The organism is Eleftheria terrae (assembly GCF_030419005.1).
GTDB lineage: Bacteria > Pseudomonadota > Gammaproteobacteria > Burkholderiales > Burkholderiaceae_C > Caldimonas > Caldimonas terrae.
Genome location: NZ_CP106951.1, coordinates 173203 through 189104 on the forward strand (window position 1 = coordinate 173203; position 15902 = coordinate 189104).

Sequence of the window (15902 nt, forward strand, 5' to 3'; positions counted from 1 at the left end):
AAGACCGCGAGAGGTTCGCGGCGCCTCACGGGCACAACGAAAAAGGAGCAGTCATGCCCAAAATGAAGACCAAGAAGAGCGCGGCCAAGCGGTTCCGCGTTCGCCCGGGTGGCACCGTCAAGCGCGGCCAAGCGTTCAAGCGCCACATCCTCACCAAGAAGTCCACGACCCGCAAACGCCATCTGCGTGGCGCTGCCAACGTGCACGAGACCAACATGGGTCACATCGCTCAGATGATGCCCTTCGCTGGCCTGTAATCTAGGTTGAAGGAGAAGATACATGCCTCGCGTTAAACGTGGTGTAACCGCACGCGCCCGCCACAAGAAGATCCTGGCCCTGGCCAAGGGCTTCCGCGGTCGCCGCAAGAACGTATTCCGCATCGCCAAGCAGGCGGTGATGAAGGCCGGCCAGTACGCCTACCGCGACCGCCGTGCCAAGAAGCGTGAATTCCGCCGCCTGTGGATCGCCCGTATCAACGCGGCGGCCCGTGAGCAGGGCATCACCTACAGCAAGTTCATGAACGGCCTGAAGAAGGCGGCGATCGAGATCGACCGCAAGGTGCTGGCCGACATGGCTGTGAACGACCCGGCTGCTTTTGGCGGCATCGTCGCAAAGGTGAAGGCTCAATTCGCTGCTTGATTGCCGTGATCCTGTCGGGAGACCGCTCCCGACCACTGCAGTGTCCCCGGGAGACCGGGGCCAGCATGAAAGGCCGACACCTGGTGCGGCCTTTTTTTATGTCCAGACCCCATGAAGCAGGCGGCGCAAGCCGCGTGTTCGACTGACTGTTAAGCATGAACGAGCTTGATCAACTGGTGGCCGAGGCACGTTCCGAGTTTGGCCAGGCGCATGCGCCGGCCGAGCTGGAGAACGCGAAGGCGCGCTACCTGGGCAAGGCCGGCCGCCTGACCGAACTCCTCAAGGGCCTGGCCCAGTTGCCGCCCGAGGACAAGAAGCTGCGCGGCGCCGCGATCAACGTGGCGAAGCAGCAGGTGGAGGCCGCGCTGAACGAGCGCCGCCAGGCCCTGGCCGAGGCCGAGCTGGAACAACAGCTGAAGGCCGAATCGCTCGACGTGAGCCTGCCCGGCCGCAAGCGCGGCGTGGCCGGCCTGCATCCGGTGACGCGCACGATGGAGCGCATCGAGTCGATCTTCGCCTCGATGGGCTTCGAGGTGGCCGATGGCCCCGAGATCGAGGCCGACTGGTTCAACTTCACCGCGCTGAACACGCCTGCCGACCATCCGGCGCGCTCGATGCACGACACCTTCTATGTCGAAGGCGGCCACCTGCTGCGCACCCACACCAGCCCGATGCAGATCCGGCATGCGGTGCAGCATGTCAAGCGCTACCGCGAGCGGCTGGATGCGGGGCAGTCGATGCCCGACATCCGCGTGATCGCGCCCGGCCGCACCTACCGGGTCGACAGCGACGCCACCCATTCGCCGATGTTCCACCAGGTCGAAGGCCTGTGGGTGGGCGAAAACGTCAGCTTCAAGGACCTGAAGTCGGTCTATGTGAGCTTCCTGCGCGAGTTCTTCGAGACGGACGACATGCAGATCCGTTTCCGGCCCAGCTACTTCCCCTTCACCGAGCCCAGCGCCGAGATCGACATGATGTTCAACAGCGGGCCGCTGAAGGGCCGCTGGCTGGAGGTGTCCGGCTCGGGCCAGGTGCACCCGCAGGTGGTGCGCAACATGGGCCTGGACCCGGAGCGCTACATCGGCTTCGCCTTCGGCTCGGGCATCGACCGCCTGGCCATGCTGCGCTATGGCGTCAACGACCTGCGCCTGTTTTTCGACGGCGACCTGCGCTTCCTGTCGCAGTTCAAGTAGTCAAGGATCCGACTCATGCAATTCCCAGAATCGTGGCTGCGCGAGTTCTGCAACCCGCCGCTGTCGACCCAGCAGCTGGCCGACCTGCTCACGATGGCCGGCCTGGAGGTCGAGGAGCTGCGGCCGGTGGCGCCGCCGTTCAGCAAGATCGTGGTGGGGCAGGTGCTCGCGGTCGAGAAGCACCCGAATGCCGACCGGCTGAACGTCTGTCAGGTGGACGCCGGCACGGGCGCTCCCTTGAACATCGTCTGCGGCGCGCCCAATGTGCAGGCCGGCATCAAGGTGCCTTGTGCGCTGGTGGGCGCGGAGCTGCCTCCCGGCGAGGACGGCAAGCCCTTTGTCATCAAGCTCGGCAAGCTGCGGGGGGTGGAGAGCCAGGGCATGCTGTGCTCGGCGCGCGAGCTGAAGCTGTCTGAGGACCATGGCGGCCTGATGATCCTGCCCGAGGACACGCCGGTCGGCCGCGACATCCGCGAGCAGCTGCGCCTGGACGACACGCTGTTCACGCTCAAGCTCACGCCCAACCTGGCTCACCACCTGAGCATCTACGGCATCGCCCGCGAGGTCTCGGCACTGACCGGTGCGCCGCTGAAGCCGGTGTCCTTCCCGCCGGTGGCCCCCGCGCATGATGCCCGGCTGCCGGTGAAGGTGGAGGCCGCCGACCTGTGCGGCCGCTTCTCCGGCCGGGTGATCCGCAACGTCAACACCCGGGTGCAGACGCCGGCATGGATGGTGGAGCGGCTGGAGCGCTGTGGGCAGCGCCCGGTGTCGCCACTGGTCGACATCTCCAACTACGTGATGTTCGAGTACGGCCGGCCGTCCCACATCTTCGACCTCGACAAGATCCACGGCGGCCTGACGGTGCGCTGGGGCCGCGCCGGCGAGCAGCTGAAGCTGCTCAATGGCAACACCATCGAGGTGGACGGGCAGGTCGGCGTGATCGCCGACGAGCAGGCGGTGGAATCGTTGGCCGGCATCATGGGGGGCGACGCCACCGCGGTGTCGGACGACACCCGCAATATCTATGTCGAAGCCGCCTTCTGGTGGCCGCAGGCCGTGGCGGGTCGCTCACGCCGCTACAACTTCTCGACCGACGCCGGCCATCGTTTCGAGCGCGGTGTCGATCCTGCGCAGACGGTGGAGCACATCGAGCGCATCTCGGCACTGGTGTTGGAGATCTGCGGCGGCGAGGCCGGCCCGATGGACGACCAGGTGCTGGGCCTGCCCGAGCGCAAGCCGGTGTCGCTGCGGGTGGCGCGCGCCGCCAAGGTCATCGGCATGCCGGTGAGCCAGCAGCAGTGCGCCGAGGTCTTCCGCCGCCTGGGCCTGCCCTTCGAGGAGGCGCCGGGCGTGCTGACCGTGACGCCGCCGAGCTGGCGCTTCGACCTGCAGATCGAGGAAGACCTGATCGAGGAAGTGATCCGGGTGGTGGGCTATCCGCAGCTGCCCGACACGCCGCCGCTCGGTCCGGTGGTGCCCAAGGCACTGCCCGAAGCGCGCCGCAGCCTGCATGCATTGCGCCACGCCCTGGCTGCGCTGGACTACCAGGAGACGGTGAACTTCAGCTTCGTCGAGGAAGCTTGGGAGCGTGACTTCGCCGGCAACGAGCAGCCGCTCAAGCTGCTGAACCCGATTGCCAGCGCGCTGAGCGTGATGCGTTCATCGCTGATCGGCAGTTTGGTGCAGGTGCTGCGCTTCAACCTGGCCCGCAAGGCCGCCCGCGTGCGCGTCTTCGAGGTGGGCCGCGTTTTCCTGCGCGATGCCGAGGTGGTGGACAGCGACACGACGGTGGGCGGCCTGCGCCAGCCGATGCGGGTGAGCGGCCTGGCCTTCGGGCCCGCGAACGAGCTGCAGTGGGGGCAGGGCGAGCGTCTGGTTGACTTCTTCGATGTGAAGGGCGACCTGGAGGAGCTGCTGGCGCCGGTGCAGGTCCGCTTCGAGCCGGCTGTGCATCCGGCCTTGCACCCCGGGCGCTCGGCGCGGCTGGTGCTGGGCGAGCGGGTGGTGGGGCATGTCGGTGAATTGCATCCGCGCTGGCGGCAGCGCTACGAGCTGCCGCATGCGCCGGTGGTGTTCGAGATCGATGCCGAGGCGCTGCAGCAGCGCCCGGTGCCGAGCTACCGGCCGATATCGCGGCAGCAGGCGGTGCAGCGTGACATCGCGGCCGTCGTGGCCGACTCGGTCAGCCACGAGGCGCTGATGGCCGCCGTCCATGCGGCGCCCACCGGCGGACTGGTGCGCGAGGCGCGGCTGTTCGACATCTACAAGCCGAAGGCGGCAGTGGCCGACATCGGCCCCGATGAACGCAGCGTGGCGGTGCGCCTGGAACTGCAGGACGAGGACACGACGCTGACCGACGAACGCATCGACGCGGCGGTGCGCGCCGTGGTCGAGACCCTGGGTGCCCGCGTGGGCGCCCGCTTGCGCGGCTAGGCCGAACGAAGGACGCCATGGAACGCCCCATCTCTCCGTCGATCGAAACGCCCACGCTCACGAAGGCCGAGCTGGCGGACCTGTTGTTCGAGCGGCTCGGGCTGAACAAGCGCGAGTCGAAGGACATGGTCGAGGCCTTCTTCGAAATCATCCACGAGAGCCTGGTCGAAGGCGAAGATGTGAAGCTGTCCGGCTACGGCAACTTCCAGATCCGCCGCAAGGCCCCCCGCCCGGGACGCAACCCGCGCACCGGCGAGGCCATCCCCATCAAGGCACGCAATGTCGTGACCTTCCACGCCAGCCATAAGTTGAAGGGCGTCGTGCAAGGAGACATACCGGCTGGGGAGGAGTTCGAGTAAAGTCTAAAGTTGTCTCCGATCTCATTGATTTCAATGGAGAAAGCGCTCCCCGCCATTCCCGCCAAACGCTACTTCACCATTGGTGAGGTCAGCGAGTTGTGCGGCGTGAAGCCCTATGTGCTGCGCTACTGGGAGCAGGAGTTCACGCAACTCAAGCCCATGAAGCGGCGTGGCAACCGGCGCTATTACCAGCACCATGAAGTGCTGCTGATCCGGCGCATCCGGGAGCTGCTGTACGAGCAGGGCTTCACCATCAGCGGGGCGCGCAACCGCCTCGCCGAGATGGGCCAGCATGCCAAGGCTGAGCCGGCCGTGCCGCTGGTGGTGGAAGCTGCGGCCGAGTCGCCGCCGACCGAACTGGCCGGCGTGGAAGTCATCGAGGTGACTGCGATGGCGGACACCGCGGTCGAGCTCGCGGAGGTTGCGGCTGAGCCGGCAGCGCCCTACAGCATCAGCCAAGTTCGCCAGGAATTGCTTTCGATCAGAATGCTCTTGGCAATATGAGAAAAGTTAGCCTATAATCTGAGGCTTCGTCGGGGTGTAGCGCAGCCTGGTAGCGCACTTGCATGGGGTGCAAGGGGTCGCGAGTTCGAATCCCGCCACCCCGACCATTAATATCGATTTCGTCTTGTCCTCTCCAGTCCACTGGAGAACAAGAACTACCAGCGAAATCAAGCGTCAAGAAGACAGCCCGCCGCGGGAAATCGCGGCGGGCTGTTCTGTTTGGTGCCGATGTTCGGAGCGAAGCAGTGACACAGCGCGTGGGCCGGGGTGACCCTGCAATGGGGAGCTGCTGGACATCGACGCGCGGGCCACGGGTAGGGATCGAGAAGAGTGCCGCTGCCAGAATGGGGCGCTGCCGGACGCGACTGCCGGGTGGCCGAACTTGCCGGTTGGAGGGTTGCGGCGGTGTGGCACCCATACGCCAAGCGCAGGAAGAAGCTGGCTGATCGCCACCGTCTTGACGCGCGTCGAAGGCGCTTCGGCAGGGCCACAGACGGCACCGGCCGCCTTCGACCCTCACTGCCGGCCGCGGCAACGCTGTCCTGGCTGGCTACCTTGCCATGGACAGCCAGGGGCCGACGTCACCGTCAGCCAAGCCGTCAATGCAGTGGTGCCCCGGCGTCGGGCGCCGGCATCGGCGGCTGGGACAGGGTCTTGCCCCAGCAGAACGCAGAACGCTGGGCATCGAGAAGTTGCCGGAGCTGCTTGTCGGACCTGCTTGTCGGACCTGAGTGGGTCATCTCCGCATCAACGACTGGCGGATGGCCGTCCCACCGCGCCCGAGCCCACTGCGCCGCGAGGCTCCACGGCCAGCGAATGCGCAAGCGGAACCACACCTTCAGACACACCGTCCCCCCGTATGGGTGGCTGGCCGCATGCGAGGTCGCTCCTACACTTGCGCCCACAAGAACTTGCAGGGCCGGCGCACGAAGAGGTGCCTCTCGCACGGCCTTGTGAGAACGAGGGGGGAGCCATGACCGACGACGACCACCGCGCGCATCCGTGCGCCGATACCGCGCACCTGCGTGCTGGCGGCAACCACGTGCCTTCGAAGCACAGGCACATTCAGGCGGTCCGGCGGTGGCGCGCTGCACGATGACGCGGCCGCGCATCCTGGGTGCCGACCGGCAGCATGCGCGGCTCGGCTGGGCGCCGCCAGCCGCATGGCGGGACGCATGCCTGCGCGCGACCAAGGGCTGCGCGCGTGACGGCGGTACACGGTCGATCTCCTCAGCAAGCCGGCGAACACCGGCCTCGAAGCACCGCAGCGCAAGACGCGCTGCGAATTGCCCGCCACGCGGAAGGTCGCCCGCGGTGCGCTTCACCGGGTACCCCTGGGGCGCGGGGCGCGACGAGACAGCAGCGACAACGCCTTCTACGAGGCGCGTGCCGACGTGCTCGCTTCAACCTCCGCACGGATTTCGCCGCTTGCCGAGCGATGGTCCGTGCTGCGGTCGAGCAGCCATGGCGGCGATGCGCCGCCGATCCGAACACGCCTGGCTGCTTTCAGCCGCGGCATTGATCCTTCTTGATATCCAGAACACGCCAGCAAGCCGAACCCTATGAAGAAGTTTCTCAAATCCTTCCTCTCTTTCGCGATCGTCTCGTCTTTTGCCATGGCCGCCGGTGCAGCGCCGTCGGATGCCAAGACGGTCCTTGATGCTGCCGTGTGCAAGCCACCTTACTCGCTCGATTCGTCCCTCAAGTTCTATGAGTCCGCGGAGCGGATGGCGAAGCGGGAGCTGGTGGACTTCATCGCGGTCTACAAGCTCAAGAATCCGATCACCAGCAAAGACGGCCTGAAGACCCAGGCATTGGTGGTCGCGAACAACTCCTACGGGATCTTGCTCGATGGCTCGCAGGCGGAAGCTTTGGCCGCCCGTTTTCAGCTGAAGCCGGAGCGCAGGAGCGTGCTGCGGGCAGCCATCATCAAGGGGTACTCGCGTGCGCTCGCCGACGCTGAGCAACCGTCCCCGGAAACGGGCGTGGTCTCCCTCGCGGTTCGCGAAATCCACAGCTTCCCGGGGAAAACGATGCTGATTTGCGAGATGCTCACCCACTCCGAGATCAAGGCGCTGCAGTCGTACTGAACAGTGCGAATCCGACCGGAAGCACGGTCGGTGACCCAGGTGGTTTTACAAGGAAGCTCAAGGATGGCGGATATTCGTGCTCTTGCTGTGGACCTGCAAGAGGAAATCAGGGACTTCCAGGAGCAAGGCGCGGCATTCCTTGCCGTGTCGCAGGAGTCCGCTCCGGCGGATATTGTTGAGCGCATCAATTCATTCGTCCGGCAACTGAAGCAGGATGAGAAATCGCTCTCCGAGGACGTAGTGATCTCCCTCGGTGTCTTGCTTGGCGAGCAGTATGTCCGTCGTTTCCAGTGGCATTGGGGTGAAGTGATTTTTGATGGGGACGAGGAGAACAGTCAGACCTGCGTTCTCTCGCCCAACAATGGGGTGGCCATCAACCCGATCTGGTGGGTCAACAACGTCGTCTCGACCGAAAGGCCGACCAACTTCCTGTTGAACTTCAATATGGTGGCGGACGGGCGGCTGCCGAACGCACAGGCCAACGAGGCACTTGGTTTTCATTGAAGAGGCGGCGGGCGCTGCACATCGTCTTGAACGATCGGCTGGCCATGGCACGGGCCATGGTGTCTGCCTCGCGCCTTTTCGGGAGCCGCGCCGGCCGGCAGCAGCACGGCTGGGTTGCAGCAGCACAAGGGACGGCGAGGCCGGAGGGCCCTCGCGTGGCAGGCGCTGAGGGGCAGGTTCAGGATGCATCTGCCACGGCGCTCGTGGCGCAGCCCCATCACCGCGGGTCGCCGATCCAGGGGCATGGCACCCCATACCGGGTGCATGACCGAGGCGGGGCCCGCGACGTCGGTCCTGCGCCGTCGAGTGGACGCTGCAGCCCTTGCTGCGCTGAGCCGGGGCAGTCCGCTCGCCGCTACGCACGGCACCGCAAGTGAGTCGCCTGCGAGGGGCGCGGCATCGTCAGCTTGCTGGTGCATGACCGAAGGCGGGGCCCGCGACGCCGGCCCTGCGCCGTCGAGTGGACGCTGCAGCCCTTGCAGCGCTGAGCCGGGACAGCCGCGCTCGCCGCTACGCGAGGCACCGCAAGTGAGTCGCCTGCGAGGGGCGCGGCATCGTCGGCTTGCTGGTGCATGACCGAGGGCGGGGCCCGCGACGTCGGTCATGCACCGTCGAGTGGACGCTGCAGCCCTTGCAGCGCTGAGCCGGGGCAGTCCGCTCGCCGCTACGCAAGGCACCGCGAGTGAGTCGCCTGCGCGGAGCGCAGCATCTTCGGCCCGCTGCGGTGCGTGGTCCGGCGGGATGCGGCCCACGAGTGGCATGCCGGCTCTAGGCGCTGGGCGGGCGGGTGCGCACCGCAAGGTGGGGCGGGGCCTTCGCCCGCAGCCGTCGCGGCGGCGGTCGTGAGTGTGCAGGCCCTGGACCCGATGCCGGGCTCATCGGCCGGCTGCATATGCGACAGCGTGCCCTCGATGTCGGCGCTGCGCGCTGACGATGTTCTTGCCCGCCGGTGCAAGACGGCGCGCCTCCGGCCTGCCGGAAGGCGCGCCGTCCGCTGTGCCCCTGGCACGCAAGCGGCTTGATCCACTCGCGCTGGCTGGCCGGTGGCGGAAGCATGCGGGACACCGTCGGCGGTCCAACCGCAGGCTGCCGGTGCCCGGCGATTGTGGCCGGGCCCGGTGGCCCGGCCTGTTCCGGCCTCAGTGGGTGGCCCGGCCTGTTCCAGCCTCAGCGGGTGGCCACCGGCACTGCCTTGCGGCCTGCGCCGCTCACCGTGCGGGCTGCCGCGCTCGCGGTGTCGATCGACAGCAGGGTGCTCCCCACCACCGCGCCGCGCCCGTCCTTGAACAACACGGCGCCCAGGTAGCGGCGCCCGGTGCTGGTGGACCAGCCAAGGCCGACCGATGCCGTGCCGCCGATGGCGATCTTCGACGGGCCGGCCGCGCGCAGCGTGCCTTCGCCGGTGCTGGGCGCGACCACCCAGCTCGACAACGTGAAGCGCGAGCTGTCGCCCTGCACCGCATAGCCGAGCACGCAGGCGCGGTACTGGCCCGCCGCCGGTTCGCTCAGGGTGACTTCCTCGTCAGAGCTGCTGCTGCCGCTGCTGCCCACCAGCTGGTCGCCCTGGTAGACCTGCAGGTCGAGGTCGTCCGCGCCCGCGCCCGAGGTGTCGCTGTCGAACAGCGCGAAGCGGGCATAACGGGTGGCCGCCGGCACCGACACCGGGAAGCACTGCGTGGCCTTGTGCGTCACCTGGCCGGCCTGGCGCTGGGCCGGCACCAGCCCGAGCGGCGTCACCTGCAGGGCGCCGTCATAGCCGGTGCCCACGGTGAAGACCTTGGTGCCGGAGGGCCGCGTGTCCTCGATCAGCGCAGGTGCGCTGAGGGTCAGGGCCTGGGCGACCAGCGGACTGCGCACCTGGTGGCTGCCATCGCTCCAGGTCAGCGAGCCGAAACGCCAGTCGCCGATCGGTGCGCCGCTGCGGGTGAGCTGCACCGTGAAGCTGGCGCTTTGCTGCGGGGCCAGGCTCAGCGTGGCCGGCTCCACCTTCACCTCGAAGCCCGGCAGGTTGGCGCTGGCCACATAGGTGGCATGCGCGCCGCCGAGGTTCTTCACGGTGCGCCGCAAGGTGATGCGGCCGACCACCTCCGCCGCGATGGAGGGCAGGTTCAGGTCGTAGGCTGCGATCGCGCCATGCGTGGCGCATTGCGGGGAGGTGGCATCGAGCGCACCGACGCCGCACAGGAAGCGCACATAGTCCGTCGTGCCCGCGTCATACACGAGGGTGGTGGCCGCAGCGGCATTCGGGTTGACGTGGCCGGCGCCGTAGCCCCAGACGTCGGCGTCGCGGCTGCCGTCCGGCAGTTTCACGGCCTGTGCCGAGGTGAGCAGCGCCGACTTCAGGGCGGCCGGCGACCAGTCCGGATGCAACTGCTTCAGCAGGGCCGCGATGCCGGCGATGTGCGGGCTTGCCATGGAGGTGCCGGACAGGAAGTCCGACGCGGGCGGCGGCGTCAGCGTGCCGTTGGCGATGGCGTCGCGCTCGGCTGCGGTGGCCGGCTTGTAGGTGTGGCCGGCCAGCACGTTGACGCCTGGCGCGGCGATGTCCGGCTTCAGCAGGTTGGCATTGCCCAGGTTGGGCCCGCGCGAGGAGAAGTCGGCCATCACCGGTGCCACCACGCCCGGGGCCTGCCGGCTGGCGCCCAGCGCCGCAGTGGCGCCCTGGGCGGCGGCATAGCTGCGCACCGCGGCGCGCACGCTGTCGGCCAGGTGCACGGTGGGCACGTAGTGAGCGTCGTCGATCTGGTCACCCGGGTCGACGTTGAGCAGCACCATGCCGAGGCCGCCGGCGCGCTTGACTTCCTGGCTCTTCTCCACCCGGGCATTGCTGCCGCGGTCGCAGACCACCACCTTGCCGGCTGCCTTCGCCGGGTCGAGGCTGCCCAGCACGCACAGCCGCGCGTCGGTGTTGCTGTCGTCGAAGGGAGGCTTGAGGGCCACCGCGGTCGACAGGACCAGCGCATGCGCGCTCAGGCCGTTCGAGCGCGAGGGGCCGGTATGGCTGCTGCCATTGCCCAGGTTCAGCGTGGCCACCGTCAGCCGGTCATGCGTCGACGCGGCGACCGTGGTCAGCCAGGGGCTGATGTGGGCCACCGTGTTGGCCGGCCCGTCATTGCCGGCGGCGGCTGCCACGAAGATGCCGGCGGCCGAGGCGTTGAAGAAGGCCACTTCGACCGGATCAAGGAAGCTGGTGCGGGAGCCGCTGATCGAGAAGTTGATGACATCCACGCCGTCGGCCACCGCCTTGTCGATGGCCGCCACGCTGTCGCCGTTCCAGCAGTTGTTGTCGACTTCCAGGGTGGACGGGTCGTGCCAGGTCCAGCAGACCTTGTACGCGGCGATGCGCGCGCGCGGTGCCATGCCGGCGATGGTGCCGCCGAAGGCGCCGTTGATGACCGTGTCGACGCCCGCATTGCCGCCGGCGGTGGAGGCGACGTGGCTGCCGTGTCCGTCCTGGTCGCGTGGCGACACCCAGTCGCTCCAGTGCAACTGGCGTCCGGTCGACAGGAAGGCCTGGTTGAAGTACTGCGCGCCGATCAGCTTGTGGTTGCAGTGCGCGGTGGTGAAGCCGGGACCGCTCTGGCAGCGGCCTTTCCAGCGGGCCGGCGGCGGGCCGTAGGCCACGCTGCCCTGGCTGTTGGACGCCACCGGCTTGCCGGTGCCGTCGACCTTGTCGGAGAAGGACAGGTTCTCGGGCCACACGCCGCTGTCGACGACGCCGATGATGATGTCCTCACCCTTGACGGCCCGTGCCGCCGCATCGGTGCGCGACCACAGGCCGCCGGGCGTGCTCAGGCCCAGGAAGGCCGGCGTGCGGCTGGTGTCCAGCGAGCGCGGCGTGTCGGCCGTCACCGCCACGACGCCCGGGGTGCCGCGCAGCTTCTGTGCCTCGGCATCCGTCATCAGGGCCGAGAAGCCATTGAAGGCCACGTTGTAGCGGTGCAGCACGCGCGCCTGGGCCACCGCGGCGAGTGCCTGGTTGCGCCGGGCATCGAGATAGCCGATGTAGGCGCGGACGCTGCTGGCGTCGATGTTGAAGCGGCTGCCCGGCGCTGGGCGGGTGGCGCTGTAGCCACTGACGCCGCCGGCATAGGCGGCAGCCGGCGCGTCGGCCAGCTGCACGATGTAGGGTTTGCGGCCGGCTGCCTGCGCGCCGGCCGACAGGGTGGCCGTGGCGAGCACGACCATGTACGCGATGCGATGCAATGTCATTGTCGAGAGCTTTCCTTGCCAGGGGTCAGACGGAGGCCGCAGCCGGCTGCGCGCCGCGGCGGCTGCGACGTGCCAGCGCGCCCAGGCCCAGTGCCAGCAGGGCCACGCTGGCCGGCTCGGGCACCGCCGGGGCCAGCGCGATGTTGTCGAGGGCGAATTGCGCCAGGTTGCCGCCCGGGTTCTGGCAGGCACCGCCCGCGGTGTAGACGCAGGCGCTGAAATCGATCGAGGTGATGGCGCTGAAGGACGCGAAGTCGGCGCCCGAGAAGCGGGTGAAGCTGAAGCTGCCGTCGCTGCCGCTCACGCCGAAGTCCCAGGACGAGAACAGGTGGCCACCCGAGGCGGTGAGCGCATGCAGCACGATCTGGCCGGCCGGGCTGCCGCTGCCGAAGTTCAGCGGCGCGACAAAGGCCGCATCGAAGCCCTGCAGGCGGAAGGCGGCACCGTCGGTGCGGCTGAGCGACAGCTGGCTGTCATTGAGGGCCGAATAGAACTGCGTGTCGTTGCCGCTGGGACAGACGGTGATGAAACAGGACGCCGCCGTGTCGAGGGTGCCGAAGCCGCCCTCCACCGAAAAGCGGAAGCCGTCCTGCTGGAAGCCGCTGCCATCGAAATACAGGTCGGGCGGCAAGGCCTCGAAATCAACCACGGTGGCGTGGGCTGGCATGCAGGCCAGCGAGCACAAGGCCAGCAAAGCCAGCAGGGAAGGGCCTGTGAACTTCTTCGACATGGATCACCTTATGAAGGAGTCAGGCGTGCACATCGGCGACGCCCATTGCACCGCCGCTGCACACGACCCGGGAAGGGAAGACAACAAGCCCCGGGTTGCCGAGCCGACTGCGATGGCCGAACCACGCCGGGGAGCGCGCAGCCAAGCAGGTTCGGTGCCAGACGGGGCGCTTGGCGGATGGGCCGCTTCGGTGCGCACCCGGCCGCGGTGTTCGGCCGATGGTGGGCGGCGGTGTTCGGTACCTGGGCTGTACCGCCCGTTCCATTGCGGGACGCTGTGCCTGTGCCATCGCTCTCCGGTCGCGACAGTGCCCTGTCAGAAGCGACCGGCTTGCCGGCCAGGGCGGAACCGCCTATGCATGCCTTGCAGGCCCGCATCGCTGCCGGTGGAGCCACGGGGGCACCGGCACGAGGCATCACGGGTCTGACATGCAACCCTCCCCGAGGGAGTAGCGATCATGCGACATGCCCTGCTTCTCAGTGCACTGGCCGCCGCCTGCTCATGCGGCGCGGCGCACGCTGCCGATGTGTCCACACCGGCCCTCACGGGCCTGACAGGCCCAGCCGGTGCGGAGGCGCCGGTGCCCGGCACGGCGGCGCCCTGGCCGGAATGCGCCGGCATCCCGCTGGCGTCGGACATGCCGTTCTACGACTACGAGGGGCTCAGCGGCAGCTACGGCAGCAGGATGCCGTTCGCCGAGGGCCAGCCGATCACCGTCACCTTCGCGCTGCTGCATTCCCAACCGTATGCCTGGTCGGATGGCAACTACAGCGGCTTGTTCATGGCGGCCAATGGCACGATGCGGTGGCGCTATGGCAAGTTCGCGGCCGTGCCTGTCAATCCGGCGGCCAGCCCGGGCATCGTGCTGCAGACAGACCCGTTGCCGTCGAGCGCCGCCTTCATGGTGTTGGGCCTGTTGAAGTCCTCAGGGACCGGGCACATCACGGCCTTGTGTCTCTATGACGCCCGGCATCCCTGGCCACCGACGGTGTTCCCGCAGCGCCCCTTCACGCTGCGTCGCCTGTCGCCGTGAAGGCCCGGCCGGGCGGGTGCCCGGCCTTGGTTGAGGTCGCGCCGGCGGGCCGCTGACGGGGGCACCGCCCGGCGACCCGGCTCACAGGTTGGAGCGCTGCACGTAGGGCCGCGCCTGCAGCAGCACGACGCGGCCTTCGCCGTCGATGGCCCATTCGATGTCCTGCTCGGCCTTGCCCAGGCCGCGCTTGACCTGTTGCCCGATCCTGGCGAGGCGGCGCACATCGGCATCCGACAGCACCGGTGCGTGGCGCTCCACCGGCACCTCCTTGACGCCGCCTTGCTCGTCCAGCCGCAGTTCGGTGTCCTCGGCCGAGCGCGAAAAGCGCTGCACTGCACCGTTGCGGCTGTTGTAGAGCGATTGCTCGGCAATGCGCCGGCCTTCGACCACCCGGATGCCGATGCCGCGCTTGGCGGAGATGTAGATGCTGTCGTTGCGCTCGGCGTCGAAGGGGTCGCGGGTGATCATCACGCCGGACAAGCGGGAGTCGATGGCCCGTTGCACGAACACCGCCATGCGGACCTGGTCGTGGGCCAGCCCGGCGGCGCGACGGGCCTCGAAGGCCTCGGCGTTGAAGACCGATGCCCAGACCGTCTTGACGGCCCGCGACAGGTCCTGCGCCTGGCGCACATTGGGCACCGTGCTGTAGAGCCCGGCGCCACTGAAGTTGGCCAGGTCTTCCGAGTTGGAGGAGCTGCGCACGAAGACGCCGCTGCCCGCGAGTTGCTCGCGCCAGCGCTGCAGCCATTGTTCTTCGAGGCCGGCCGGCAGCGGCAGCTCGACCAGGTCGGCTCGCAGCTGCTGCAGGACCTGCCGGCGCACCCGGCTGCTGCGGTCGAAGCGCTCGGTGGCCAGCGCCTGGCGGATCAGCGCCTGGGCCTGCGGCTGGGCCATGAAGGCGGCATGCTGCGCGAACGGCAGGCAGAAGCCGTCCGGCACCGGCGCCACCCCGGGCAAGCGGCCGGCCAGGCGCAGCCGCTCCAGCACGCCGAGGCGGGCCGCCTTGCCGCCACAGGCCGAGGTGTCGGTGGCCTTCAGTGCCACCAGCGGGATCGGCGCCGACCGGGAGAGGTCGGGCTTGGCAATGAGGGCGGCGGTCTTGCGTGTGGGCAGCCGGGCGGGCCGCTCGGTGGCCTCCAGTTGATAGCTGTCGCGGCCGGCTTCAAAGCGCACCCAGCGCCCGTCATGCCGTGCCAGCGCCTCGTAGGCATCCCGCACATAGGCATTGGGAATGCCCCAGCCCTTGGCCAGCAGGTTCACATGCGACAGCGCGGTGGACGGCTGCACGGTGATGACGCCAGCCACCGGCGGCAGCGACAGCGGCACCTCGCGCAGCACCACGATGTCGTAGGGCTCGATGTCGTCCTGCGTGTCGCCTTCCAGGTTGTCGATGAGGCGCAGCCGGCCCACCGCGCGTCCCTGGTTGAGCGGCAGGTAGTCGCGCTGCGACACCAGCTGCTGCTGCGTGATGGCCGCGATGCCGGCCTGCCGCGCCGACGCCTCGTGCAGCGTGGAGTTGGCCTTGAAGGCCAGCGGGGCGAAGAAGGTGTCGCGCAGCCGTCGGTCGGCCAGCGCCACATGGTCGGCCGTGGCCTGGTCGCCATCCCAGAATTCGTAGACCCAGCGGCCCAGCGCCGGGTGCAGGCTCAGCGTGCCCAGCACGAAGCGCCGGTTGGGCTTCTGGTAGAAGCCGAGCAGGGTGGCGTGGTCCAGGTTGGCCACCAGGTGCTGCGCCCGCAGGAAGTCCTCGTGGAAGGGGAAGCGGACGCTGTGGATGTAGTAGACCCGATCGCCGGCGCTGCGGTCGATCGCGAAGATCAGGTGGGGCGTGGCCTGGGCGCTGCCGTCACCATGGATGCGGGCCAGGCGGTCGAAGTCGCTGCGGCTGTCCAGGCGGTCCAGGAAGGCCGGGCCCTGGCGGGCCGCCTGTGGCGCTGCCGGCTGCATGGCGCCACCGCGGCGTGCGGCGAGGAAGTTGGACGGTTTCTCGTCGGTCTGGGCCTGCGCCAGCAGCGGGGCGGCTGCCAGCAGCAGCAGGCCGAGGGTTCTTGGGGTGAAGATCATGGGCGGCGAGCATCGCTGCTCGCCGCCTGGCGCGCCATCCCCAGGACGCGGGACACCGGTCGAAAGCGCCTGGAGGACCGAAAAAGTCACACTTCATCGTCCGCATGTCGAGCGCTGCAGGGCGTGCCCGACAACCGCCGT

General features: G+C 68.4%; 12 protein-coding genes and 1 tRNA gene. 10 read left to right on the forward strand and 3 right to left on the reverse strand.

What is annotated here, in order from left to right; genetic code table 11:
- The first annotated feature begins 53 nt into the window (after window positions 1-53).
- The 9 genes from rpmI to N7L95_RS01270 all read left to right on the forward strand — a co-directional run bounded on the left by rpmI (window position 54) and on the right by N7L95_RS01270 (window position 7722).
- On the forward strand, window positions 54-257 hold the full coding sequence (gene rpmI / locus N7L95_RS01230; RefSeq protein WP_265402130.1) for a 50S ribosomal protein L35: 204 nt from the start codon (window positions 54-56) through the stop codon (window positions 255-257).
- Between the two features lie 22 nt (window positions 258-279).
- Entirely contained in the window at window positions 280-639 is a 360-nt protein-coding gene (gene rplT, locus N7L95_RS01235) for a 50S ribosomal protein L20 (RefSeq protein WP_301258005.1), read from the forward strand.
- Window positions 640-794: 155 nt separating this feature from the next.
- Window positions 795-1832 carry a phenylalanine--tRNA ligase subunit alpha gene (locus N7L95_RS01240; protein ID WP_301258006.1) on the forward strand — a complete coding sequence of 346 codons (1038 nt, stop codon included), beginning with the start codon at window positions 795-797 and terminating at the stop codon, window positions 1830-1832.
- A gap of 15 nt (window positions 1833-1847) precedes the next feature.
- On the forward strand, window positions 1848-4265 hold the full coding sequence (gene pheT, locus N7L95_RS01245) for a phenylalanine--tRNA ligase subunit beta (RefSeq protein WP_301258007.1): 2418 nt from the start codon (window positions 1848-1850) through the stop codon (window positions 4263-4265).
- Between the two features lie 17 nt (window positions 4266-4282).
- Window positions 4283-4624, forward strand: a complete 342-nt coding sequence (locus tag N7L95_RS01250; protein ID WP_301258008.1) for an integration host factor subunit alpha — start codon at window positions 4283-4285, stop codon at window positions 4622-4624.
- 33 nt (window positions 4625-4657) lie between these two features.
- Window positions 4658-5128 carry a MerR family transcriptional regulator gene (locus N7L95_RS01255; protein ID WP_301258009.1) on the forward strand — a complete coding sequence of 157 codons (471 nt, stop codon included), beginning with the start codon at window positions 4658-4660 and terminating at the stop codon, window positions 5126-5128.
- A 30-nt stretch (window positions 5129-5158) separates the two neighbouring features.
- Window positions 5159-5235, forward strand: a tRNA-Pro gene (locus N7L95_RS01260).
- A 1455-nt stretch (window positions 5236-6690) separates the two neighbouring features.
- Entirely contained in the window at window positions 6691-7218 is a 528-nt protein-coding gene (locus tag N7L95_RS01265) for a hypothetical protein (RefSeq protein ID WP_301258010.1), read from the forward strand.
- Between the two features lie 63 nt (window positions 7219-7281).
- Window positions 7282-7722, forward strand: a complete 441-nt coding sequence (locus tag N7L95_RS01270; protein ID WP_301258011.1) for a hypothetical protein — start codon at window positions 7282-7284, stop codon at window positions 7720-7722.
- Window positions 7723-8889: 1167 nt separating this feature from the next.
- On the opposite strand, the gene N7L95_RS01275 is transcribed toward N7L95_RS01270, so the two are convergent.
- Window positions 8890-11934, reverse strand: coding sequence for a S8 family peptidase (locus N7L95_RS01275; RefSeq protein WP_301258012.1), 3045 nt, complete (start codon window positions 11932-11934; stop codon window positions 8890-8892).
- A 25-nt stretch (window positions 11935-11959) separates the two neighbouring features.
- Window positions 11960-12664 carry an NF038120 family PEP-CTERM protein gene (locus N7L95_RS01280; protein WP_301258013.1) on the reverse strand — a complete coding sequence of 235 codons (705 nt, stop codon included), beginning with the start codon at window positions 12662-12664 and terminating at the stop codon, window positions 11960-11962.
- 457 nt (window positions 12665-13121) lie between these two features.
- Here N7L95_RS01280 and N7L95_RS01285 point away from each other — a divergent pair, with 457 nt between their 5' ends.
- Window positions 13122-13697 (forward strand): hypothetical protein, encoded by a 576-nt coding sequence (locus N7L95_RS01285; RefSeq protein ID WP_301258014.1) that lies wholly within the window; start codon window positions 13122-13124, stop codon window positions 13695-13697.
- 81 nt (window positions 13698-13778) lie between these two features.
- On the opposite strand, the gene N7L95_RS01290 is transcribed toward N7L95_RS01285, so the two are convergent.
- Window positions 13779-15761, reverse strand: a complete 1983-nt coding sequence (locus N7L95_RS01290) for a PEP/pyruvate-binding domain-containing protein (RefSeq protein WP_301258015.1) — start codon at window positions 15759-15761, stop codon at window positions 13779-13781.
- Between the last annotated feature and the right edge of the window lie 141 nt (window positions 15762-15902).